Source organism: Corallococcus praedator, assembly GCF_003612125.1.
Lineage (GTDB): Bacteria > Myxococcota > Myxococcia > Myxococcales > Myxococcaceae > Corallococcus > Corallococcus praedator.
In genome coordinates this window covers 17268-40766 of the sequence record NZ_RAWI01000036.1, presented here as the reverse complement: position 1 = coordinate 40766, position 23499 = coordinate 17268, and the positions used below count along the sequence as shown (strand labels likewise).

Genomic DNA, 23499 nt, shown 5'->3' with positions numbered 1-23499 from the left:
CATCACCATTGTCCGCTCCCCACCCTTCCCCACCACACGCACACGGATGCCCGGGACACGTGATCCATCTCGGGCTGGCTCTAATCAAGTCTCGTGCCGTCGCGGGGCCGGAGGGGGCGCCCACCTGAAATCAAGGACTTGGCGCGGGCCTTGGCGGCCAAGTGAGCGCTGGAGGGAACCAGGGTGCCCTGGAGGGTGAAAGGTTTTTCCCGACCTTTTGCCAACCCTCACCCCCATCTTTTCAGGGGGGATACCGGACGTTTCCCGCGACGAAGGTCGCGATCGCATCGGCCACGGCCCGCGGCTGCTCCAGGTGGACGTGGTGGCCGCCCTGGAAAACCTGGGGAGGGCCCACCAGGGTGCGCAACGCGTCCAGGCGCCCCTGGAGGAGGGGCGGGGAAGGGGACAGGCCGTCGCTCCCACGCAGGACCTGGACGGGGCAGGTGACGGCGGCCTCCAGGGCCAGCCACTGGGCCTCGTCGAAGCCCTGGCCGAAGCGGCGGCGGTGGCGCGGATCGAAGGTGAAGGCCTGCTCGCCCTCGGGCGTGGGGTGGGTGCCGTGGCGGGCGAAGAGCAGGGCCGCGTCCGGGGACAGGGTGGGGTTCGCCTGGCGCAGGCGCTCCGCGGCGGCCTCCACGGTGGGGTAGCGCTTGCGGTTGGGTGGGCGGCGCGCGTCGTCCAGGAAGCCGCGCAGCCGCTGCACGGCCCCCTCCGGGGGACCGCCGGAGGGGCCCAGGCTCTCGATGAGGGTCAGGCTCTGGATGCGCTCGTGGCGCGCGGCGGCGTACGCCAGCGCGACGATGCCGCCCAGCGAGTGCCCCACGAGGTGCACGGAGGGCAGGGCCAGCCCGTCCAGGGTGGCCTCCACGTCCAGCAGGTGGTCGCTGAGGTGGTAGGCGGCGCCGGGCCCCACGTGGCCGCTCTCCCCCATGCCCCGGAAGTCGAGCAGCACCGTGCGCCAGTCGTTGGGCAGGTGTTCGCAGAGCGGGTCGAAGCTGTGCGAGTGGTCCAGCCAGCCGTGGAGGAACAGGACGGCGGTCGTTCCGCCCGGGTGGCGCTGGCGCACATGCAGCGGCAGGCCCTCGGCATCCAGGGTGAATGATTCGAAGGGGGCGGTGGGCATGAGGGTTCCTCATGCCCGTGTGTCAGCAACGGGGTGTGGGCCTCAAGGGGCCGCGCGTCCGCCCATGCGAGGTTGCCGAGCCCGTCAAGGCCGGGCGCGGCCGTGCGACAACGCTGGGTCGGCTCGGACCAGGGCGGCACGCATGGCCGCCCGTGGCGCGAACTCAGATGGCGGTGGTGGACGACGCGGCGGGGCGCGGCGGGCCCCCCGAATCCGGACGGCCGAGCACCAGCGCCAGCTGCCGGGCCTGGCTCTCCGTGGCGCAGCGGTACTCCTGGACCTTGCCGTTGGGCCGTTCAATCCGAATCACCCAGACGTCATTCTCCTTGGTCACCACAGGCGCTTGGGACATTGCTTCCCTCCTTGCCCGGACAGAAAGCATCCTTCGTGCCGACACCCAGGCTTGAGCCAAATGCCTGATTTCCGGCCGTCTCCCCGTCTGGCGGCGGAACGAGTGACAAAATTCGTTCAGCGAGCCGACAATTTTCGGGCGTCCGGGTCGCACTCCTTGCGTAGCCCCGCAGGGCAATCCGAAGTCGTTGGAATGACAAACATGCTTCAGGCCGGGTCAGGCCACTCCCAGGCGGAGCGGTAGCCGCCGTCCGTCTGGGTGCCTTCGATGAAGCGCGCGTAGAACGCGTGGCTGCTCAAGGTGGCGGAGTCGCCCACGACGAACAGGTGCCGGCGGGCGCGGGTGAGCGCGACGTTCATGCGACGCAGGTCGTTGAGGAAGCCCAACTGCCCCTCGCTGTTGGAGCGGGTGAGGCTGACCAGGATGGCGTCCTTCTCCCGGCCCTGGAACGCGTCCACGGTGTCCACCTCCACCTCCGGGTGGACGGCCTCCAGCGCCTCGCGAAGCTGGCGGGCCTGGGCGCTGTACGGGGCGATGACGGCCACCTCGCGCGGGGACAGGCCCAGCGCCAGCAACTGGCGCACGCGGGCGACCACGTAGTCCGCTTCACCCGGGTTGAAGAGGCTGTGCGTGGTGGGCTCCACCTCCTCGTCGAAGCCCTTGCCCGCCGTGTCCAGGAAGAGCACCGGCGGGGCGTCCACCTCCGCTCCGGGCGTCAGCACCTCCCCGAGCGTGCGCTCCGCCACGGACGGGTGGGCGCGCAATTCGTCGGCGTACATCTCCCGGGAGGGGAAGGCCATGATGGTGGCGTTCATCCGGTACTGCTCGCGCAGCATGCGCTTCACGTCGTCGCCGTGGTCCTTGAGCAGCCGCTCGAAGAGGCTCACGCCCAGGCCCGCCTTGGACGCCTCCTGCGACAGCACGGTGGGCGGCAACTGCTGCGGATCTCCAGCGAGCACCACCTTCGGCGCGCGCAGGAAGCCCAGCAGGGCCAGGGGTTCGGTGGCCTGCGTGGCTTCGTCCAACAGGGCCCGGTCGAACTCCTCGCCGGCGAGGATGCCGGAGCCCAGGCTCGCGAGCGTGACGCACACCACGTCCGAGCGCGCGAGCACCGCCCTCACGGCCTTCTTCTCCAGCTTGCGCGCCTCATCCATCAGGTCCTTCGCCTCCGCCGTGGAGGAGCGGGCGTTGGAGAAGCGCTCGCGGCTGCGGCCCTGGCTGCGCTGGCGGCGCGCGTAGCCGAACAGGTCGAAGGCTTCATCGAACAGGTCGCGGCTGATGATGCGGTCCGGGTGCTCCTCCACCACGATGTCCAGCGTGTGCTCCTGGAGCCGCGCGGCGACGCGGGCCGGGTGGCCCACGCGGATGGCCCTCAGACCCTTCTCCAGACACAGCTCCAGCAGGTGGTCCACGGCGGCGTTGCTGGCCGCGGTGCACAACAGGCGCTCCCCGCGTGCGACGGCCTGCGCCGCCACCTCCGCCAGCACGGTGGACTTGCCGGTGCCGGGCGGGCCGTGGACCAGGAAGAAGTCCTCCGCGGCCAGCGCGCGCTTCGTGGCGTCGAGCTGCTCCGGGTTGAGCGGGCGGCTCGGCGTGAAGTCCTTCGTGTTGTCGAAGCGCGGGGGCTCGTTGCCCAGCAGCACCTCGCGCTTGTGTCGCTCGGCGCCCTTGTCCAGGGCCTTCACGCGCTGGAGGCCCGCGCGCACGCGCTCATACGTGATGTCGTTGGGGACGACGTCCAGGCGCAAGAGCCCTTCGGAGATGTACGCGGGCGGGTCGCGGTCGAACGCGAGCTGGATGCGGGTGGAGGAGGCGCGCGACACGAGCGCCTTCGCCGGGTCCTTCACCTCCGCGCGGCGGGGGAGCACCGCCACGAAGTCGCCGTTGGACAGGCGCGTGGGCAGGCGCCCCCGGTCCGCGCGGGCGAGCGTGAGGAGGATGCGGCCGCCCAGGCCCACCTCCTCCTCGACGGTCTCCAGGTCCAGCACCGACAGGCCCTGCTCCTCGCGCTCACGCAGGGACAGCCCCTGCGCGAACGCGGCGGTGCGGGCCTTCTCGGCCTCGCGCTCCTGGGCGAGGAGCGAACCGAGCTTGTCGAAGAACGAGACGTCACGGGCCATGGGGCAGGTCATGCCACCACAGGCGCCCCGGCGGCCAGCGTGCCGTCACGGCCCGTGTCGGGCAGGGGCCCCTACTGGCAGGCGTACGTGTACGAGGCGGGGGTGCTCCAGGTGCCGTCCGCGTTGATGAGGCGCACGGTGTAGCCGCTCGTCGGGTAGGTGGTGCCCCAGCAGTCGCGGGCGCGCACGTCGTTGCGGAACGCGGTGCCCAGGCTCCAGTTGCCCACGCGGCGCTGCTTCTCATACGCGGCCACGCGGTCCACGGCCTCCGCCCAGGTGGCGTCCGCGGCGAGCACGTCCCGGCGCTTCTCCAGGAACTTCTGGAGCCAGGCGTTCTCCGTGATGCCGTTGTAGCCAATCACCGGCGCCACCTGCCCGCTGTTGCCCAGGGCCGTGTTGGCGCTGCGGATGATGGCCTTCACGCCGCTCTCGCCGTGGTTGATGGCCGCGTCGTACAGCGCCGCCTTGGTGAGCGCCTGGGTGAAGCCCCAGCGCGTGGCCTCGTTCATGATGGGCGTGTAGTAGAGCGCGTCGCTCACCTGGTCCTGGCACTGCTTGAAGTCCGCCTGCGTCGCGACGGTGTTGAAGCTGGCCGCCCAGTCCGCCGTCCAGTTGCCCACCGCGTCCAGCTCCGCCGTGGAGGCCTGGTCCTGGCCGGTGGACAGGAAGCGGTTGTTGATGACGTTGAGCGCGGACCAGTACTTCGCGAGGCGGTTGCCATTGGCCTCGGTGCGCAGCGCCCGGTAGCACTGCACGACCTGGATGGCGTCGCCGGTGCCGGTGCAGAAGCCCGCGCGCCCGTTGGTGTAGCCGCGCCCGTCCTGGATGTTCTCCGAGTAGGCGTAGTTGAGCGTGGGCGTGTCGTTCTCCCAGATGCTCGTCAGGGCCTCCGCGACCTTCTTCTGGTTCGCGGTGAGGCCGGAGCCGCCCGGGGACGTGGTGCCGCAGCTGTCGGACTGGACCTTCACGTTGGCCGCGGTGAACGACGTGTTGGAGGTGGTGGAGTAGTAGAACGTGTGTGACGCATTCACCGCCACCGTCAGCGCGGAGGTCCGCGTGAAGGTGCACGTGCGGTTCGACTGCGTGTGCGTCCAGCCGGGTTGATCATCGTCACACGTCACGCCCGACGGCACGTCGATGGAGATTTGAGGATTGGCGATGGCCACCGTGCCCGTGTTCTTGAACACGAGCGTGCCCCAGTAGTCCGCGCCCACGTACGTGTTCGTGGTGACCGAGTGCGTGCACGCGCCCAGCGCCTGCTCCACCGCGGCCGGTGCACCTCCGGCGTCGACTTCCTCCGCCGCACCACAGCCGACGGCCAGCGCCGCCAGCCCCGTGAGGACGAACAACCGACGGGCTCCACCCTGTGAACGCTTCGCTTCCATGTGCCTGCTCCCTGTCGTGGACGGTGAAGGCCGGTCGTGAGGCCGCATCCCCGCGAAAGCTGGAATATTGGAATTTACTGCAAAGTCCAAGTCCTCCCTGTGCGCGGGAACGCGAAGGCCGCGCCTACCCTGGCGCAGGCGCCGGAGCGTCCGGCAGCGGCAGCACCCGCCACAGTTGGGGCTTGTCGTACTGGGGCGGAATCATCCCCAGGGGCCAGCCGTCCGCGGTGAGCTCCGCGTACTGGTAGCCGCGTCCCCCGAAGGGGATGCGGGTGCCGGTGCCGGGCAGGCCCACGCCGATGGCCGCGTGCGCCAGCGCATCCGAGTACAGCATCACCGCGTCCACGCCCACCTGCCGCAGCAGCATCAGCGCCAGGACCGCCTTGGAGTCGCAGTCGCCGCGGTCCTGCGCGGGCACCAGCCCCGGCGGGACGATGCCGAACGGTTCGTCCCCGGGCAGCTCGTAGCGGATGCGGCGCACGAAGCCGAGGATGAGCTCGGTGGCCTGCGCCGCGTCCAGGTCGCGCTCGCGGATGGAGACGGCGAAGCGCTCGCCCAGCACGCGCACCGGCTCCGCGTTGCTGTGCATCAGCTCCGCGTAGATGCAGCGCATGTCCGTGCCGCACCCTGGCGGCGCCACGTACGTGAAGCGCTCCGGGCCCATGGAGCGGTAGCGCAGCCGCACGCTGTAGTCGCGGTGCGCCTCTTCCAGCCCGCGCTCCACCGACTCGCCCAGGCCATAGGCCACCAGTTGCCGCGCGGGTGCGAGCCCCTCCACGCGCCAGTCATACGCATGGGCCCGGTCCGGGGGCGTGTCCTCCGGCACCAGCACCGTGCCCAGGTTCAGCGTGGCCTCCACCGGGGCGCCCGTGCCTGCTTCCGTCGGCGCGGGCGCCGCGAGCCGGCCCGCCTTGCGCAGCTCCACGCGCCACACGGCGGTGATCAGCACCGCGCCCACCAGCGCCAACACCCACCATCGGATCCAGGAGCGCGGGGCCATGCGAACTCAGGCGGGCGCGCGCAGCATGCCGGTGGGAAGCTGCGGGAAGGGGATGAGGCCGTTGAGCGTGGCCTGCAGGCCGGGCGCGGTGAGCAGGGCGATGACGAGCAGGAAGGCGCACAGGATGAGCGCCGCGGCGATGTTGCCCTTGCGCACCTCCGCCAGCTCATCGATGCCCGGCGTCATCCGGTCGAACAGCCGCACGCCCAGCGCGAGCACCGCCACGCCCACCGCCAGCGACAGCGCGACGTGCACGAGCGACAGGCCCATCAACTGGAGCACCGCGATGGGCGGCACGGGCGGGTTCTGCACCGCGATGTCCACCGCGTCCCCGGTGGCCTTCAGCGCGTGCTGCACGAGCAGGCCCAGCGACACGAGGCTCGTCGCGTGCACCAGCCCCGCGGCCACGTTGCCCTGGCGCAGCTCCTCCACCGGGTGGCTGTCCAGCAGGCGGCCAAGGCCATGCATTCCCAGGCCGATGCCGAGCGCGGCCACGAGGCCACCGAAGACGACCTTCACGAGTCCGACGACGAAGAGGGTGAGGTCCATGGGGCGTGCGAGGGACTGTAGCGGAAGTCCCCCCCGCCGCCATGCCGGATGCTCACGCGTCGTGCTCGGTGCCCTTCTTCCGGCGGCTGAGCGTCCAGCCAAGGAGGAGCAGCGCCGCCCAGCCCGCGCCTGACGCCGGCCCGCTGCCCACAGAGCACCCCAGGCTGCGCGACATGTCCGACGTCGGGTCGTACTCCACGGCGACGTGGAAGTTGCACAGCGCCGCGTTGCCGGCCCGGTCCAGGGCGGTCACCTGCACCGAGTGCATCCCCGGCGCCAGCGGCGTCCCAAGCTCCGGGGTGTAGAGGATCTCCGCCGGGGACACGGTGTCCTCGGCGGTGGCCAGCGGGTAGTCGGCGCGGGTACCGGACATCACGGCGGTCTTGAGCGTGACGTCCTCCGGGCAGGTGAGGGCGGGCGGCCGGGAGTCGCGCACCTTCACCTGGATTTCACACGCGCGGCTGTTGCCCGCCTCATCGGTGCGGGTGAGCTGCACGCGGGTGATGCCCAGGGGGAACAGGTCGCCGGGCGAGTGCGTGCGGGAGGTGGTCGTCCGCGCGGAGACGTTGTCGCTGGCGTCAGCCTCCGGCCACCACGCGCGCGCGCCGTCAGGCCCTTCGGCCTCCACGCGTACCTCGGACACCTTGCACGCGGCCGCGGGCGGCTGGCCGTCGCGCACGGTGACGGGGAAGGCGCAGGTGGACGTGTTGCCCACGCGGTCGCGGGCCGTCATCGTCACCAGCGTCGTGCCCACGGGCAGGGTGCTGCCGTTCTCCGGGATGACGGAGGTGATGACGTCGCCGCCCGACTCCTCCGTCACCGTGAAGGGCGGGTAGTACACCGTGGCGCCCTGGGACGAACGGGTGTTGACGATGAGCTCCGACGGGCAGCCCTGGATGGTGGGCGGCGTCAGGTCGGCCACGGTGACGTCCATGGCGCACGCGGCGACGCGGCCCTGCGCGTCCTCGGCCTCGTAGTAGACGCCGAAGCCCATGGGCATGGACAGCGGTGTGCCCTCGGGATGGCTGGTGCGCACCGTCAGGGGCGCCTGTCCGCCGGTGAGCGTGGGCACCGGGAGGTGCATCTCCGTGCCCTGCGCATGCGTGGCGGGCACGTCCAGGTGGGCCGGGCAGTCCCGGAAGGCGGGCGCCGTGGCGTCGCGGTCCAGCCGCCACAGCGACAGGCCCTGGAAGTTGCTGTCATCCGGCACCAGCAGCGAGTCCCCGAAGGACACCACCGTCGACGGTGAGTAGGTCCGGCTCGACGGCACGCGGGCCAGGCGGTACGTGCCCTGGGCGGTGCCGTCGGTGCGCCACAACTCCGCGCCCCACTCATTCGGGGCGCGGTAGAAGACGAGCTCATCCCCCCAGGCGGCGAGGAAGCTCGGCACCCTCTGCTGACCCGCGTCCTCCAGCGGGACGACCGTGGTCTGCTCCGCCGTGCCGTCCGTCATCCACAGCTGGCGGCCGGAGCCCGTGCCCTGGGTGAGGTAGTAGACGCGCGCACCCGCACGGACGAGCGTGACCGTCCCGGTGATGTCCCTGGGAAGCGCCTTCACCGGCAGGGTGCCCGCCTCGGTGCCGTCCGTGCGCCAGAGGTCCACCTGCTGGCCGTCCTGCGCGAGGAACAGCAGGGTGTCACCCAGCGCGGTGAACTGGCTCAACGCCGGCTCGAAGCGGCCCGCGACGAGGTCGCTCACCAGGGCGGTGCCCTTCTCCGTCCCGTCCGTCTTCCACAGGGCCCGGCCGTGCTGGACGTCGTCCACGGTGAAGAAGCAGGTGGAGCCCATCGCGGTGATGGCGCTGGGATTCGAGGACCCTACGCCGGGATGGATGTCGCGCACGCGCCAGGTGCCCGCTTCGGTGCCATCCGTGCGCCACAGCTCGCGGCCCTCGGGACCGGCGGCGCTGAAGAGCATGGCGTCGCCACACCGCCCCAGGATGGAAGGGAAGGAACCCTGGGGGCCGGGCAGCACGTCCTTGATGCGCACGGTGCCCGCTTCGGTGCCGTCCGACTTCCAGAGCTCGCTGTCGCCCTCGCTGCCCTCCGCGACGAACAGCACGGAGTCGCCGAAGGCGACGGGCAGGTTGGGCGAGCGCACGCCGCTGGCCACCCCCGGTTGGATGTCGCGCACGACGTGGGTGCCCTGGGCGGTGCCGTCGCTCGTCCACAACTCGCGGCCGCTGGCCGAGTAGCTCCAGGCGGAGAAGAACAGGCGGCCGGGCACCGCGGCCAACGTCATAGGGTCCATGACGGCGGAGGCCGGCACCAGGTCCTGCACGGAGCGCGTGCCCTGGGCTGTGCCATCCGTCGCCCACAGCGTCAGGGGCCGGTGCTCGTAGGACTCCACGCGCGGGCCGGTGAAGAAATAGAGCTGCCCGTTCAGGAGGGCCCGGGGCTGGGACTCGAAGTTCGTGACCAGGCTGGAGAAGACGTTCTCGTCCGGCAGCTTCGACAGCTGACGCACGCTCACCGAATCCGGGCCGTCACCCGCCGCCAGCGCGGGGCCGCCGACCGCCACCAGTGCCAACGCCGAAAGCCACGCACGACCGCTGACAGTCATCATCCCGACCCCTCCCCGCCACAACGCCCGTGACACCGACTGCTTGGCGACCGCCGTCCGGTGGATCCACGCGGGACCCGCCTGACGTCACCCACACTGGGTGCGCACCGTCCGCACGGTCCGGCGGATCCACAACCCGGGGGCCGGCTGACTGTTCGCAAGCCATCGCTGGGAAGCGGTGTCACACCTGTTTCATGTGTTCACCACCGGCCGGCCGGGCCCGGATTCCCATTCGCTGAGACTGGCAACTGTCGCGCCCTGGAATCCCCCGGTAGAGTCCGCTCTGACGCATGGCGTCGTGCGTCTTCGGGTACGAGACAAGGTGCACCATGAGACAGCTTCAGGTCCGAGGCCTCTTCGAAGGGTATGGCATCGCGCCGGGCACCTGGGACGAGCTGTTGGGCACCGGGGAGTCACCGCGCGAGGACGTGCTGCGGCTGTTGGAGCGACTGGGTGCGCGCACTCCGGCGGAGTTCTCGCGGATGCAGGCGCTGGCGGAGCGGGCGCTGATGAACCAGGGCGTGACGTTCTCCGTGTACGCGGATCAGCGGGGCACGGAGCGCATCTTCCCCTTCTGCCTCATCCCCCGGCTGGTGTCGGCCTCCGACTGGGAGCACGTGGAGCGCGGGCTGGAGCAGCGCGTGCGCGCGCTGGGCCTGTTCCTGGATGACATCTACGGCGAGCAGCGCATCTTCGCCGGGCGGCCGGAGCTGCGGGACATGGTGCTGGGCACGCCGCAGTACCTGCCGAAGCTGCGGGGCGTGCGGCCCGCGGGCGGGGTGCGCATCCACATCGCGGGCATCGACCTCATCCGCGACGGGCAGGGCACCTTCCGGGTGCTGGAGGACAACCTGCGCACGCCCTCGGGCGTGTCGTACGTGCTGGAGGGCCGCGTGCTCTCCAAGCGCGTGCTGCCGGAGGTGCTGGAGCGCACGCGGGTGCGGCGCGTGGACCACTACCCGGCGAAGCTCGCGGAGACGCTGCGCGCGTCGTCCCCGGAGGACCCGGAGCGCTCCATCGCGGTGGTGCTGACGCCGGGCCCGTACAACTCCGCCTACTTCGAGCACAGCTTCCTCGCGCGCACCATGGGCGTGGAGCTGGTGCACGGCGCGGACCTCTTCGTGGACGACGACCGCGTCTGGCTGCGCACCACGCGCGGGCCCAAGCGCGTGCACGTCATCTACCGGAGAATCGACGACGCCTTCATCGACCCGGAGGCCTTCCGGCCCGACAGCATGCTGGGCGTGAGGGGCCTCTTGCGCGCCTGGGCGGCGGGCAACGTGGCGCTGGCCAACGCGCCGGGCAACGGCGTGGCGGATGACAAGGCGGTGTACGCGTTCGTGCCGGAGTTCATCCGCTTCTACCTGAACGAGACGCCCATCCTGGAGCAGGTGCCCACGTACGTGTGCGCGCGGGAGGCCGACCGCCGCTACGTGCTGGACCACCTGGAGGAGCTGGTGGTGAAGGCGGTGGACGAGGCGGGCGGCTACGGCATGTTGATGGGACCGCAGTCCACGAAGGAGGAGCGGGAGGACTTCCGCCAGCGCATCCTCGCGCAGCCCCGGCGCTACATCGCGCAGCCGCGCGTGGAGCTGTCCACCTGTCCCACGTGGGACGCGGCCTCCGGGACGGTCGTCGCCCGGCGGGTGGACCTGCGTCCGTACATCCTCACCACGCCGCAGGGTCCGTGGGTGCTGCCGGGCGGCTTGAGCCGCGTGGCGCTGCGCGCGGGCTCCTACGTGGTCAACTCCAGCCAGGGTGGCGGTTCCAAGGACACCTGGGTCCAGAAGGAGGATGCATGATTGCCCGCATCGCGGAGCACTGCTTCTGGTTGGGGCGCTACCTGGAGCGGCTGGAGAGCGTCGCGCGGGTGTTGCAGATGACGGATCAGCTCGCGCTGGACGCGGACCTGCCGGCGGACCAGTGCTGGGTGCCGGCGCTGGCCATCTTCGGGGAGCGGTCCACCTTCGCGGGGAAGCACGGCGTGAAGGCCGAGTCCGACGGCGAGGCGGTGCAGCACTTCCTCACCTGGGAGCAGGACAACGGCTCCAGCCTCGTGCACACGGTGCTGGCGGCGCGCGACAACGCGCGCACCATCCGCGAGGTGGTCAGCCGCGAGTGCTGGGAGGTGACGAACGAGCTGTACCACTTCCTCACCGGCGAGACGGGCCGGGCGGAGTACGCCGCGTCGCGCTTCGGCTTCTACCAGCACATCCGGCGCATGGTGCAGCTGTGCCTGGGCCTGCTGGACAGCACCATGCTGCACGACACGCCCCAGGAGTTCGTCTGGCTGGGCGTGATGCTGGAGCGGGCGGGGCAGACGTCGCGCCTGCTGGACGTGCACCACCACGTCTTCAGCGAGATGAAGCACGGGCACCGGGTGGTGGAGACGGCGCTGTGGCTGTCGCTGTTGCGCGCGTGCTCCGGCTTCGAGCCCTTCATGAAGAGCCACCAGGGCCGGGTGACAGGGGACGCGGTGGCGGCGTTCCTGCTGTTCGAGCCGCGCTTCCCGCGCTCGGTGCGCTTCTGCCTGGAGTCCGCGTACCGCTATCTGGGGCACCTGTGCCCGGTGGTGGCGAAGGGGCAGCCAGGAGAGGAGTGCCTGTCCCGGCTGGTGCCCCTGGTGGAGCAGCTGACGCCCCAGTCCCTGACGGACGAGGGTGACGCGGTGCACGCCCTGCTCACGCGCATGGTGGAGGGCACGGACGCGCTGTGCACGCTGATCTCCCGCGATTTTTTCGGACGGGCCCCCGTGCAGGTGGGCACCCAGGAGATGGCCGGGTAGAGTCCGCGCCCATGTTGAACCTGCTCGCGCTGTCCTTCGAGGGAGAGCTCGCCCCCGGTCTGGACCTGCGCTGCCTTGCCCCCGGACGCAAGCCGCCGGACGGCTGGGGCGTGGGCTACTACCCGGGTGGCGAGTTCGCGGCCACGGTGTTGAAGGAAGCCGCGCCCCAACTGCACAGCACCCGCAGCGAGCTGGTGCGCACGTGGGATCCGCTGGAGTCCTCGCTGATGCTGCTGCACCTGCGCACGGCGACGTGGGGGCCCATCACGGAGGCCAACACGCAGCCGTTCTGCCGCAGCGCCTGGGGCCGGGACTGGCTGCTCGCGCACAGCGGCAGCCTGGAGCAGCGGCTGAAGATGCCCGTCGGCGCGCGCTTTGAACCGGTGGGCTCCACGGACTCGGAGACGCTGTTCTGCCGCTTCCTGGACTGGATGCAGGACCAGGGCTGGCGAAGCCTGGGAGAGGTGGACGCGTTCCGGCTGCGCGCGTGGCTGGAGGAGCTGAACCAGCTGGGGCCGTTGACGCTGGTGGTGTCGGACGGCCGGGACCTGCTGCTGTACGCGGACTGCACCGGCGCGACGCAGGGCTGGGTGTGGCAGGTGTCGCCGCCCTACGAGCGGCTGGTGCTGGGCGACGAGGACGTGGAGTTGGATCTCACGCGCCGCGGGGCCAAGAGCCGCAAGGGCGTCATCGTCGCCACGCAGCCCTTGGACTCGCGCACGGACGTGCCGGCGAACTGGACGCAGCTCACGCCGGGAGGCCTGGTGCTGGTGCGCCAGGGGGCCATCCGCGTGGAGGCGCTGCCGCCGGGGGCGCAGGGCACGGTGGCGCCCGCGATGGCGGCGGAGTTCGAGGCGCGAAGCCGCCTGCGCCGTCCGCCGGAGACGCCGGTGCGGGTGATGGACGTGGTGCACCGCACCGTCTACCGCTACCAGAACCCGGTGGAGCGCAGCTCGCACCTGTTGCGGCTGACGCCCCTGCATGACCGGCTCCAGTCGCTCCTGTCGCACGACGTGACGCTGTCGGCGGGCGTGACGCGCTCGGAGTACGAGGACGTCTTCGGCAACCGGGTGCGCCGGGCGATGGTGGACATGCCCTACACGGAGCTGGTGATGGAGGCCCGCTCGCGCGTGGAGCTGCGCGACACGGATCCATTGGGTTACCGGCCCCTGCACGTGCGCTCGGTGCTGCCGCTGGTGTGGATGCCGTGGCAGGCGAACATGCTCCAGCCGTACCTGCTGCCGCCGGAGCTGCCGGACACGCAACTGGAGGAGCTGTCCGAGTACGCGATGAGCTTCGCGCGTCGCAACGACTTCGACCTCTTGGACACGCTGCTGGACATCAACTACTCCATCTTCAAGGAGTACCAGTACGCGCAGGGCACGACGACGCTGAACACCACGGCCTTCTCCGTGTATTCGGCGCGCAGGGGCGTCTGCCAGGACTTCGCCAACGTGTTCATCTGCCTGGCGCGCCTGTTGGGCGTGCCGGCGCGCTACGTGTGCGGCTACCTCTACACGGGGCCCAAGCACGCGAACACGGCGCAGGCGGAGGCGTCCCACGCGTGGGTGCAGGTGTATCTGCCGGAGGTGGGGTGGAAGGGGTTCGACCCGACCAACGGCATCCTCACGCAGACCGACCACGTGCGCGTGGCGGTGGGCCGGCAGTACTCGGACGCGACGCCGACCACGGGCACCATCTACCTGGGAGGCGGGGGCGAGCAGTTGGAGGTGTGGGTCCGCTGCGAGCCGGTGATGCCCGAAGGACAGTGATGTCTCACCCGTCCCGGGGTCGTGTTTCACGCAGACGGATCCGCGAATCCCTCGGGTCCTGATCCACCGGCGTCAGGGGTTGCCTCCCCCGGTCCTCGTATGGAGACAGGCCGGTTCCTAGACTGTCTTTCCCCCTCAGTTGGAGAAAGACAGACATGGAAGCCAATTCCAGCCCTCCCGCGCGCCGCGTGCGGGTGGAGTCGCCGGAAGCTGTTCCGTTCCTGCTCGTGCCCGAGTCCCTCCTCCCGGAAGTCGACCACCCGTGTCGCATCCCGGTGAAGAACGTGGAGGAGGCGGAGTTCCTGGCGGCGGCGCTCCAGGAGCACTGTGGCGTCTACCTGGGCGCGCGCGCCTCCGAACACCGTGGGCTCGCGGACTGGGCGGACGCCACGCCGGTGGGCGTCTGCGTGGGCGGTCCCTGGAAGAAGGATCCGCCCGCGAACCTCACCGAACTCCTGGGCCGCGTGCCGGTGAAGAACCCCATCTCCGAGGGCCGGCAGTTGTTCGGGGAAGGGGACACGCGGCCGATGGAGCGCACGGACGCGGTGCTCGTCCACAAGCGCGATCCGGCGAACGTGCTGCTCGCCAACGGCTGCCGGGTGGGCGCGCTGCACCAGTTCAACGCGTTCATGGAGTCGCCGGAGTTCCTCTTCGACCATCCCTCCGAGCACGTGCAGGGCATGCTCCTCACGGAGATCGCCCGCCAGGCGAGCCTCGCGAGCATCCACGGGGTGGGGCTGCCGTTCGACTGGGTCACCATCCTGACCCGGCTCACGTTGGAGTTTCAGCGCTTCGTGCGCCTCGACGCACCGCTGGTGATGCGCACCTTCGTCAGCTTCCGGCTGCCGGAGTGGGCGGGGCCGGTGCGGACCGAAGGCCGCAAGGGCCGCATGTGGATCGCCGTGCAGGGCTGGCAGGACGGGGTCTGCTGTTTCTCGGGGCTGCTCGGGGCCGTCAGCAAGGCGGCGTCATGAAGCACCTGCACCGGTGGATGCCCACCCTGCTGATGGTGACGGGGCTGGGGTTGCTCGTCCCGCTGGGCCTCCGGCAGCTTTCGCGCACGCCGGAGGACAGCCGCGTCGTGGCGGGCCTGATGCTCGCGGCCTACGTGGCGTGGATGTTGATTGAGAGCCGGGTGACGCTGCGTGAGACGAGCAAGCCCACCGCCGAGCGCGACGGCTCCACGCTCGAACTCTACGCCGTGGCGCGGCTGACCACGCTGCTGCTCGCGCAGGCGTTCCCCACGTTGGAGGTGGGCCCCGGGATTCGGGCCGGAGGGCTGGTCTGCTTCATCGGCGCGGTGGTGCTGCGGTTGACGGCCATCCGCACGCTGGGGCGGGCCTATTCGCACCGGGTGCGGCTGCCGGATGCGAGCCTGCTCGTCACGGGCGGCGTCTACCGGAAGCTCCGGCACCCGGCGTACACCGGCATGTTGCTGGCGCACGTGGGCTACCTGTTTGTCTTTCCCAGCGTGCCGGCCATCGCCGCGTTCACGGTGCTCTTCGTGCCGGCGGTGCTGCTGCGCATCCGGCACGAGGAGAAGCTGCTGCTGGGCTCCTTCCCGGGCTACGAGGCCTACGCGGCGACGCGCAAGCGGTTGGTCCCATGGCTCTGGTAACGGGCGGGGAGGACTTTGACGTCGTGCTGCTCGGTGCGACGGGCCTCATGGGGCAGGCCATCCTGCGCCAGCGCGGCGCGCATTCCGTGCACGCGCTGGTGCGCTCTCCGGATGGGCGCGCGTGGGGCGAAGGCGTCCACGTCCATCGCGGAGACCTGCACGCCATCCCGGAGGCGTTGTTCCCGTCGCACCCCTACGTGGTCCTGCACTTCGCCACGAAGCCCAGGGACACCGACGGCACGGGCTTCGAGCGGACCAACGTGGAGGGAACGCAGAATCTGCTGTCACGCCTCACCAAGGACTGCCGGGGCGTCATCCACGGCAGCTCCATGTCCGTCTATGGGCCGGGTCCGCACCTGGGCGTGACGGAAGCGCATCCGTTGAACCCCGTCACGCCCCTGGCCCGCTCCCGCGTGGCGTCCGAGGCGCTCATCACGAAGCACGCGGCCGCAGCCGGCATGGGCGCGGCGTTGCTGCGCACGCGCTTCCTCATCGGAGAGGGCGACCGGTTCGTCCTGCCCGCGATGGTGAAGATGCTGGAGCGCAGGCGCCAGCTCGGGGCGGACACGGTGGCCTGCTCGGTCATCGACGTGGATGACCATGCGCGCATCATCTGGAAGCTCGCACGCCGCATGATGGACACGCCCCGTCCCGAACAGCGGGCCTACAACGTGGCGTATTCGCGCCCGCTGGTGCGCTCGGAGTTCCTGGGCACGCTGGTGCAGGGGCTCGGGTTGCCCCCGCCGGTCGTGAAGGTGCGCGTCCCCGACCTGCTCCTGAACGCCCTGCGTGATGCCCCCAGTCGCCGTGCCCAGGCGCTGGCCGAACGTCTGGAGTTGCTCACCCGCTCGCAGTGCCTGGACGTCGCGCGGCTCAAGGCGGTGCCCGGCATGCGCGCACTCCTCGCACGGTCTCCGGTGGAGGCCCTGCGAGCCGCCCTCGACACCTTTCGTTCCTGAAGGAACCCCCGCCATGTCCGCCCCCCTTCCACTTGTGTCCATGACCGAGGCCGGAGACCCGAGCCACGTCGGTCAGAAGTTCGCGCGCCAGCAGCACCTGGCGCGGCACGGCTTCCCGGTTCCCGAGTTCTTCTGTCTCACCACCACGATGTTCCAGGAGGTCGCGAGCCCCATCCTCTCCGCCATCGAGCAGCTCACCTCCACGGTGGACCGTTCGTCCCAGCAGGACATCCGCCGCGTCGCGGAGGAGATTGAGCGGCTCTTCGTCGAAGTGCCCCTGAGCGCCGAGCGGGAGGCGTCCATCCTGGACGCGTTCGACCGGACCTTCGGATCCAACGCGGTGGTCGCGGTGCGCGCCTCCGTGGTGGGCCGCGCGCTGGGGGAGAGCGAGGACTCGGAGAGCGATCCATTCGCGGGGGTGAGCTCGACGTTCCTCTACGTGCGGCGCGACGCATTGCTCGAACGGATCCGCCGCTGCTGGGCGTCCGCCTATACGCCCGAAGGGCTCATCTACCGGCTGTCCCAGGGACGTGAGGTCCGGGGGCTCACCGTGGCGGTGGGCGTCCAGCGGATGGTGCCGGGGCGCCGCTCGTTCGTGCTCTTCACCTGCGACCCGAAGACGACCGAGCGCAAGACGCTGATTGTCGCGGGGCACGGGATTGGAGAGGGCGTCGTCCAGGAGAAGGTCGGCGTGGACCACTACTTCATCCACCCGCAGACGGGCCGTATCGACCGGGAGCTGGGCCACAAGGCGGAGATGCTGTGTGAGAACCCCGAGCCCGGCGGCGGGTTGCTGGAGCAGCCCGTGCCGGAGGCCCTGCGGGATGCACCCTGTCTCTCCGACGCGGAGCTCCAGCGGTTGGCCACGCTGGCGAAGGACATCGAGCGCACGTTCGGCGTGCCCCAGGACATCGAAGGCACGTTCACGGAGGACGGGACGCTGCACGTCCTGCAATCGCGGCCCATCGCCTTCGACTTCCGGAAGATTCGTGTCTGGGGTTGCGGCAATGTGTCGGAGAGCTTCCCAGGCGTCACCACGCCGCTGACGTATTCGCTCGCCAGCCACTTCTACGAGGTCATCTTCTATGACCTCCAGCGCCGCATGTGGGGCGCGGACGCGCGGACGCTCCACGACCACGGGCCCGCGTTCCAGAACATGCTGGGCTTCATCGACGGGCGCGTCTACCACTCGCTGTCGAACCTGATGCACGTCAATGGCATCAATCCCTTCCTCGCCATCACCTCCATGCGGGACCTGGAGGACGTGCTCCAGTTGGACGCCTCGCTGGTCATCCGACTGCCCGGCCACCGTGAGAGCTTCCCCAGCACCGCCAGCTACGCGTTCGCGCTGGGTCGCTCCGCGGCGGGAGCGCTGGCCGCCACCGTGTCGTTCCAGCGTGACTTCGAGAAGTACGCCGCATGGTGGAAACAGACGCTCGCGGGGCTGCGGACCCTGTCCTTGAGCCGGGAGGATCCGCTGGTCCTCATCCACCACTTCCGTCAGGTCTGGCGCGAAGTGGGGAACTGGTGGGGGCTGACCCTCATCAATCACTGGTACATCAATTCGTTCTACGGGCTGGCGAGCCGGTTCCTGCGCAAGTGGACCGGTGAGGACCCCAGCGTGCTGCTCGCGGGCCTGCTGTGCGGGGCCAAACCGGATGAGGGCAGCCACGCGCTCTTCTCCGCGGTGGCGCTCGCGGAGACCGTGCGCGCGGATGCTGCGCTGGCGAAGCTCTTCGCGGATGATGAGGCAGAGGCCGTGTGGAGCCGGATCGCCTCCGGTGAGGTGGCGCCCGCGTTCGCCCGGGCCTTCCGCGAGCACCTGAGCGAGTACGGCGACCGGGGCGTCCAGGAGCTGAACGTGGAGCGCCCGAACCTGCGGGACACGCCGTGGGAGCTGGTGCGCATCGTCCAGTCCTATGCGCGCACGTCCGTCACCCGGGCGGAGCTGCGGACCTCGGATGTGATGCGGCGCACGGAGGCCGAGACGCAGCTGGCGGTACTGCTGAAGGGACAACCGCTGCGGAAGCTCGTGGTTCAGCAGTTGCTGGAGAGGCTGCGCACGGTGATTGGCCTGCGTGAGGACAGCCGGTTCTGGCGCGGCCAGCTCTTCGGCTTCAGCAAGAGCGTGTTCGCGGCGCTGGGGCAGCGGATGGCGGAGCGTGGCGTGTTCGACTCACCGCTGGACGTGCACTACCTCACGATGAAGGAGGTGTTCGACCACTTCGAGGGCCGCAGCGTCACCCGGAACCTGGGGGAACTCGTGCGGCTGCGCCGGCGGGAGCAGCAGGACAACCAGGAGCGCCAGCCACCCCGCGACTTCACCACCGTGGGCAGCGTGGCGGACGGTGTCCCCAGGGCGGTGGAGGTCGCCAGCGATGACGCTTCCCTGCTCAAGGGGCTTGGTTCGAGCGCCGGCATCGTCGAGGGCTTCGCGCGCATCGTGAAGGACCCGGGAGCAGTGGGGTCGCTCTGCAAGGACGACATCCTCATCGCCAAGGAGACGGATCCAGGCTGGCTCTTCCTGATGCTGGCCTCGGGCGGCATCGTGGTGGAGCGTGGGAGCATGCTGTCGCATACGGCCATCGCGGGCCGGAAGTTCGGCATCCCCACGGTGGTGGGCGTGGCCCATGCGACGACGCGAATCCCCGACGGAGCGCGGATCCGCGTGGACGGTTCCACGGGCACGGTCACGGTGGTGTCGACATGAGCCGGACCGCGACGTCACGGATCCAGGCAGTGCTGCGCTATTCCTGGCAGCGCTACCCGCCGCTGTTCTATCTGGTGGTCGTCACGCTCTGGTCCCTGAGCCTGGACGGCATGCTGCGGACGCTCGGAGGAGGGCAGGGGCTGGCGTTGTCGTGGGACCTGCTGCACGTGGCGCTGAGCGTGTTCGGCGTGGGCTACTTCATGCGCATCGTGGATGAGCTGCGCGACTACGAATATGACCGGGTCCACAACCCGGAGCGGGGACTGGCGAAGGGCGACGTCAGCTTCCAGGACCTGTACGTCGCGCTCGCGGTGTGCGCCGCCATCCTGCTCGGCTCCAACCTGGCGGTGTCCTGGATGCGAGCCCTCATCCTGCTCGGCATCATGGTCTACAGCTTGTTCCTCTGGTGGCTGGAGCTGAACAGCACCACGTACCAGGGGAGCATGTTCCTGACCATCGCGGTCGCCATCCAGTTGCACGTAGGGCAGGGCGCCTACGTCTGGTTGGCGCAGGCGGAGCGAGCGGGACGGGCTCCGGAGGCGCAAGGGCTGCTCGTCGTGCTGGGGCTGGTGTTCATCTACCTGCACTGGGAAGTGATGCGGAAGACGGCGTGGCCGGGCTCCACGAAGCCGGGGGAGAAGCTGTACTCCGATGAGGTGGGGTCGGTGGCCAGCAGCCTCCTCGCCTTCGCGCTGGTCGTCGGGGCCTCGGGCCTGATGTTCCATCTGTCGCATGGAGCGGCCTGGCTCTTCCTGGCTCCCGTCGCGGTGGGCGTCCTGAACGTGGCCTTGTTCTTCAAGACCCGCAGTCCTCGCGGCCGGTCGGGGCGGTTGGCGGGGATCAGCTACTTCGCGTTCCTCTTCGCCATGCTCGTGCATGCCTTCGCGGGCAGGTACTCCTGAGAGGAAGTCTTCAATTGAGGGCGACCTCCGGGCCATGCGGCACCGGGCTTCGCTGCTTCAACAGCCTGCTAGGTTCCCTGCGATTTTTTTCCGAGGGGGACCCCATATGCACCATCCATCGTCACGAATGTTGTTGCCGTTGCTGCTCATCGGGCTCGCGTGCGGCGATGACGCTGTACCCACCACCAACACGCCCCCGACCCTCATCGGTCCGACAGCCCAGGCGACGCAGTCGACCGCGGGCGGCCCGGTGGCGTTGACGCTGCAGGCGTCGGACGCGGACGGTGACATGCTCACCTACGCCTGGACGCAGAGCCCTGCCTCCCCGGAGGGTGCGTTCGATGACGCCTCCCTGGCCAGTCCCACCTGGACCGCTCCGCAGGTGAACAGCAATCAGCGCTTCACGCTGACGGTGACGGTGAGCGACGGCCGGGGTGGCTCCGCGCAGGGTTCGGTGGCCGTGGATGTCACGCCGCCCGTGGCGGGGAACAACCCTCCGACGGTGACGGTGCCCACGGCCACGCCTTCCACGCTTGGCGAACATCAGTCCCTCGCCCTGGCGGTGAGTGCCTCCGACGCGGACAACGACACGCTCACGTATGCCTGGGCGCAGGTGACGCCCGCCACTCCCAAGGGGACCTTCAGCGCCCCTGCGTCCAGCAACCCCACCTGGACGGCCCCGGCTGTGACCTCCAGCGGGACGTACACGCTGCGCGTCACCGTCACGGATGGGAAGGGCGGCAGTGCGCAGGGCACGGTCGACGTCGTCGTCCAGAAGGTCAATCAGGCGCCCACCGTGACCGCGACCGTCTCCGGGCCCGCGGCGTTGGTGGCTGGCGCGACGGGCTCATTCTCCATCACCGCGAGCGACCCGGAGGGAGACCCGCTGACCTACGCGTGGTCGCAGACGTCCCCGGCGTCACAGGGCACCTGGGTGGGCGGGCGCACCGGCGCGAGCGCACAGTGGTACTCGCCCGCCGTGGGCACGCAGACGTCGTTCACCCTTTCCGTGAGCGTCACGGATGGGCAGAACCCACCCGTGGTCCGGACGCTCACCGTGCCCGTCTCGGTGCCCCGGTACGCCACGGATGTCCAGAGCGTGTGGAACTCCGTGCCGTGCACGAGCTGCCACGGCGCCAACGGGAGTGGTGGCCTCAACCTCTTGTCGGGGAGCAGCTACAGCAACCTGGTCAATGTCACCGCCAACGTCTGCGGTCCGACCACGCGTGTCGTTCCCGGCGACCCGGACAGCTCCGCGCTCGTCCAGAAGATGGAGGGCACGACGTGCGGGAGCCGCATGCCCAAGGGTGACACGGACTACTTCGATCAGAACCCGGGGCTGGTCGTCCGCGTCCGTTCGTGGATTCTCGCGGGCGCGGCCAACGACTGACCTGGGCTGCACTGGGATTGGAAGTGTCCAGCCTGTGTTCACTCGGAGTGTGTAAAACGTTGGGTTTCTCTGCGCATTCATGGTCCGCTGCTCCGCGTAAACCCATACGAGGAGTGGCTGCCCATGAAGCGCATCCTGCCGTTGATTCTCGCTGTGTTCGCCGTGGCCTGCTCGGGCCCGGACTCCCAAGAGGCGGAGGCCCCCGGCGACGCGGCGCTGGCGTCCAGTGAAGGGGCGGCCGCGGCGCAGACGATCGTTGTCTGTGGTCTGTGTCCCTCGGGCTACACGCGGGTGTCCTCGACGTGTTCCGACCGGTGCAACCCGGTGGAGTTCCCGTGTCTCCCCCGCCTGGGGAATGAGTCCACGTGCGTGCTGACCCCCTCTGGGACGGTCTCCGCGAACCCCACCACCGTGCGCATCAACACCAACGTCACCACGGTGGGCACGACGAATAGCCCCGGGCACGCCCCCGGACTCTCCGGGGGCGTGGATGCGGCGTTCTCAGTAGAAGCAGACGCAGACGTCGCCGGAGCACCGGCCGAGGTTGAACCCGTCGGCGATACAGTCGTTGACGCAGGTGCCGCCCTGGCTGCCCTGGCAGAAGGACAGCGGCTCCGCCGGACGGGAGTAGGCCGCCACGGTGGAGCCAAACGACACGGCCGCGCCCACGGCGACGGCGAGCATCAGCTTTCCAGCCTTCTTCACGGAGGAGTTCATCTCAACCTCTTGGGAGTAGGGGTTTGATACAGCAACCAAGGATAGAGAGGAGTCCACGGAAAGTCAGCCGAAGTGGAGCGCTCGGGTCACTCCTGCGCGCGCAGCCGCCACACCGTGAACGTGTGCAGCCTTCGGCCCCGGAAGTCGCCCGTGAGTTCCACCGGGCCTTCCACCGAACCGAAGCGCTGCACCAGTTCCTCGGGCGGGGGGGCGCCGTTCTCCGAACACCAGAGCACGTCCTGCCCGGGCTTCAGCTCCAGCGGAGGCCAGACGTCGTACTGGCTCTTGCGCCGGGCCGGGCCCACCGTGTCCGTCTCCACTCCCGCGTAGTACGCCACCTGCGAGGCGAGCTGGTACGTGGGTGCGTACACCGCGGTGCGTCCCGGCGTCATGCCGGCGAAGAGCTGCTCGGGCGCGGACAGCCGCTCCAGCGGACCCCAACCGTGCGTCCGTGACAGCAACACGTCTCGCTCGAAAGGCAGCACCGGGAACAGCAGGTGCGATGCCACCGCGAGCGAGATGAGCGCTCCGCTCCAGGCTGTCTCCCGCTGCCAATGCAGCTTCATGCCCGCGACGCCAATGCACGCCGCCAGGTACGCCGCCGCCGGCCAGTTGGCCTCGCCCCGTGTGCGCGCCGCCGCGTAGCCGAAGAACACCAGCGGCACCACCGCCGCCATGCGCAGTAGGAACTGCTCGCGTGGACCGCGCACCGCGTACAGCACCGCCAGCGGGAACAGCATCGGCCCGCCCATGGCCAACTGCCCCGCCACGAACTCCCCGAACGTCTTCCACCCGCCGGTGCCGCCCAGGCCGTGGTTCAACTGGAACGCGAAGCCCACCCACTCATGGCTCGCGTTCCACAGCACCACCGGCAGGAAGCACAGCAGCGCGATGCCCGCCGTGAGCCACGCCCCCGCGGGCAGCCTCCGCGCCCGCAGCGCCGCCAACATGAACGCGAGCCCCAGCAGCACGGACGGATACTTGGACAACAGCGCCAGTCCACACGTCAGGCCCGCCAGCACCCACTTCTCGCGGTACAGCGCCCACAACCCCAACGCCCAGAACAGCAGCATCGGCGAGTCGGGCGTGGCCCAGACCCCGGAGATGATGCCCACCGGCACCACGCTCCACAGGGCCAGCGCGCGCCACGCCACGTCCTTCGAACCGTACACGTCCCGCGCGAGCCCCCACACCGCCGCGCCCGTGCCCAGGCCGCACACGAGCGCGGTGCCCCGGATGCCCAGCCCAGCGATGAGCCACGCCACCAGCGGCGGGTGGTCGAAGTACCCCCACGCGAGGTGCCGCGCCCATTGCCAGTAATAGGTTTCGTCGAAGTAGACGTCCGTGCCCACCGCCAGGGCCAGCCGCAGCGCCACGCCCAGGGCCACCAGGGCGACACAGGCCCTCATTCCCAGGCCGGAGGTGGAGTCGGCGGACGCACGCACGCCCCTGGACAAAGCGCACCGGAAGGCCGTTGGCCAGCGGCGAGTGAGGCCATTTCGGCTTGCTCCCGAGCACCCAGGCTCACAATGTGATGGGTCGCGAATTCGCCGC

General features: G+C 70.0%; 18 protein-coding genes. 9 read left to right on the top strand and 9 right to left on the bottom strand.

All coding sequences use genetic code 11. From position 1 onward, the window contains the following. Nucleotides 1–241: 241 nt before the first annotated feature. From D7Y13_RS07330 to D7Y13_RS07300, 7 genes are all read right to left on the bottom strand, one after another. Nucleotides 242–1123: an alpha/beta fold hydrolase gene (locus D7Y13_RS07330; RefSeq protein WP_120630649.1), complete on the bottom strand. Its 882-nt coding sequence runs from the start codon at nucleotides 1121–1123 to the stop codon at nucleotides 242–244. A gap of 163 nt (nucleotides 1124–1286) precedes the next feature. Continuing rightward, nucleotides 1287–1475: a hypothetical protein gene (locus D7Y13_RS07325; protein ID WP_120531949.1), complete on the bottom strand. Its 189-nt coding sequence runs from the start codon at nucleotides 1473–1475 to the stop codon at nucleotides 1287–1289. A 206-nt stretch (nucleotides 1476–1681) separates the two neighbouring features. Continuing rightward, nucleotides 1682–3595, bottom strand: coding sequence for an AAA domain-containing protein (locus tag D7Y13_RS07320; protein ID WP_120531948.1), 1914 nt, complete (start codon nucleotides 3593–3595; stop codon nucleotides 1682–1684). A gap of 71 nt (nucleotides 3596–3666) precedes the next feature. Beyond that, nucleotides 3667–4980: a chitosanase gene (locus D7Y13_RS07315; protein WP_120583402.1), complete on the bottom strand. Its 1314-nt coding sequence runs from the start codon at nucleotides 4978–4980 to the stop codon at nucleotides 3667–3669. 124 nt (nucleotides 4981–5104) lie between these two features. After that, nucleotides 5105–5980 carry a hypothetical protein gene (locus tag D7Y13_RS07310; protein ID WP_120583401.1) on the bottom strand — a complete coding sequence of 292 codons (876 nt, stop codon included), beginning with the start codon at nucleotides 5978–5980 and terminating at the stop codon, nucleotides 5105–5107. A 6-nt stretch (nucleotides 5981–5986) separates the two neighbouring features. Then, nucleotides 5987–6529, bottom strand: coding sequence for a DUF350 domain-containing protein (locus D7Y13_RS07305; RefSeq protein WP_120531945.1), 543 nt, complete (start codon nucleotides 6527–6529; stop codon nucleotides 5987–5989). A 52-nt stretch (nucleotides 6530–6581) separates the two neighbouring features. Then, nucleotides 6582–9095 carry an HYR domain-containing protein gene (locus D7Y13_RS07300; RefSeq protein ID WP_120583400.1) on the bottom strand — a complete coding sequence of 838 codons (2514 nt, stop codon included), beginning with the start codon at nucleotides 9093–9095 and terminating at the stop codon, nucleotides 6582–6584. Nucleotides 9096–9421: 326 nt separating this feature from the next. Between D7Y13_RS07300 and D7Y13_RS07295 the strand changes: the two genes are divergently transcribed. The 9 genes from D7Y13_RS07295 to D7Y13_RS07255 all read left to right on the top strand — a co-directional run bounded on the left by D7Y13_RS07295 (nucleotide 9422) and on the right by D7Y13_RS07255 (nucleotide 21228). Continuing rightward, complete coding sequence (locus tag D7Y13_RS07295; RefSeq protein ID WP_120583399.1) at nucleotides 9422–10894, top strand: circularly permuted type 2 ATP-grasp protein; 1473 nt, start codon at nucleotides 9422–9424, stop codon at nucleotides 10892–10894. Continuing rightward, on the top strand, nucleotides 10891–11877 hold the full coding sequence (locus D7Y13_RS07290; RefSeq protein ID WP_120583398.1) for an alpha-E domain-containing protein: 987 nt from the start codon (nucleotides 10891–10893) through the stop codon (nucleotides 11875–11877). The genes D7Y13_RS07295 and D7Y13_RS07290 overlap by 4 nt, the downstream gene beginning before the upstream one ends. Before the next feature lie 11 nt (nucleotides 11878–11888). Further along, a complete protein-coding gene (locus D7Y13_RS07285) occupies nucleotides 11889–13649 on the top strand; it encodes a class II glutamine amidotransferase (RefSeq protein WP_120531941.1) in 1761 nt (586 codons plus the stop codon). A gap of 155 nt (nucleotides 13650–13804) precedes the next feature. After that, nucleotides 13805–14623, top strand: coding sequence for an AfsA-related hotdog domain-containing protein (locus D7Y13_RS07280; RefSeq protein ID WP_120583397.1), 819 nt, complete (start codon nucleotides 13805–13807; stop codon nucleotides 14621–14623). Next, a complete protein-coding gene (locus D7Y13_RS07275) occupies nucleotides 14620–15267 on the top strand; it encodes a methyltransferase family protein (protein ID WP_120583396.1) in 648 nt (215 codons plus the stop codon). The genes D7Y13_RS07280 and D7Y13_RS07275 overlap by 4 nt, the downstream gene beginning before the upstream one ends. Next, the gene (locus tag D7Y13_RS07270) at nucleotides 15255–16226 is read left to right on the top strand and encodes an NAD-dependent epimerase/dehydratase family protein (protein WP_120583395.1); all 972 of its coding nucleotides are present in this window, start codon (nucleotides 15255–15257) and stop codon (nucleotides 16224–16226) included. Before D7Y13_RS07275 ends, D7Y13_RS07270 begins: the two co-directional genes overlap by 13 nt. A 13-nt stretch (nucleotides 16227–16239) precedes the next feature. Beyond that, nucleotides 16240–18936 carry a PEP/pyruvate-binding domain-containing protein gene (locus D7Y13_RS07265; RefSeq protein WP_120583394.1) on the top strand — a complete coding sequence of 899 codons (2697 nt, stop codon included), beginning with the start codon at nucleotides 16240–16242 and terminating at the stop codon, nucleotides 18934–18936. Then, nucleotides 18933–19838 carry a UbiA prenyltransferase family protein gene (locus D7Y13_RS07260; protein WP_233595504.1) on the top strand — a complete coding sequence of 302 codons (906 nt, stop codon included), beginning with the start codon at nucleotides 18933–18935 and terminating at the stop codon, nucleotides 19836–19838. Before D7Y13_RS07265 ends, D7Y13_RS07260 begins: the two co-directional genes overlap by 4 nt. Nucleotides 19839–19944: 106 nt before the next feature. Further along, nucleotides 19945–21228 (top strand): Ig-like domain-containing protein, encoded by a 1284-nt coding sequence (locus tag D7Y13_RS07255; RefSeq protein WP_147444278.1) that lies wholly within the window; start codon nucleotides 19945–19947, stop codon nucleotides 21226–21228. Between the two features lie 501 nt (nucleotides 21229–21729). On the opposite strand, the gene D7Y13_RS07250 is transcribed toward D7Y13_RS07255, so the two are convergent. Both D7Y13_RS07250 and D7Y13_RS07245 read right to left on the bottom strand, forming a co-directional pair. Further along, a complete protein-coding gene (locus D7Y13_RS07250) occupies nucleotides 21730–21945 on the bottom strand; it encodes a hypothetical protein (RefSeq protein WP_120531934.1) in 216 nt (71 codons plus the stop codon). 86 nt (nucleotides 21946–22031) lie between these two features. After that, complete coding sequence (locus D7Y13_RS07245; protein WP_233595503.1) at nucleotides 22032–23390, bottom strand: ArnT family glycosyltransferase; 1359 nt, start codon at nucleotides 23388–23390, stop codon at nucleotides 22032–22034. Nucleotides 23391–23499 lie beyond the last annotated feature (109 nt).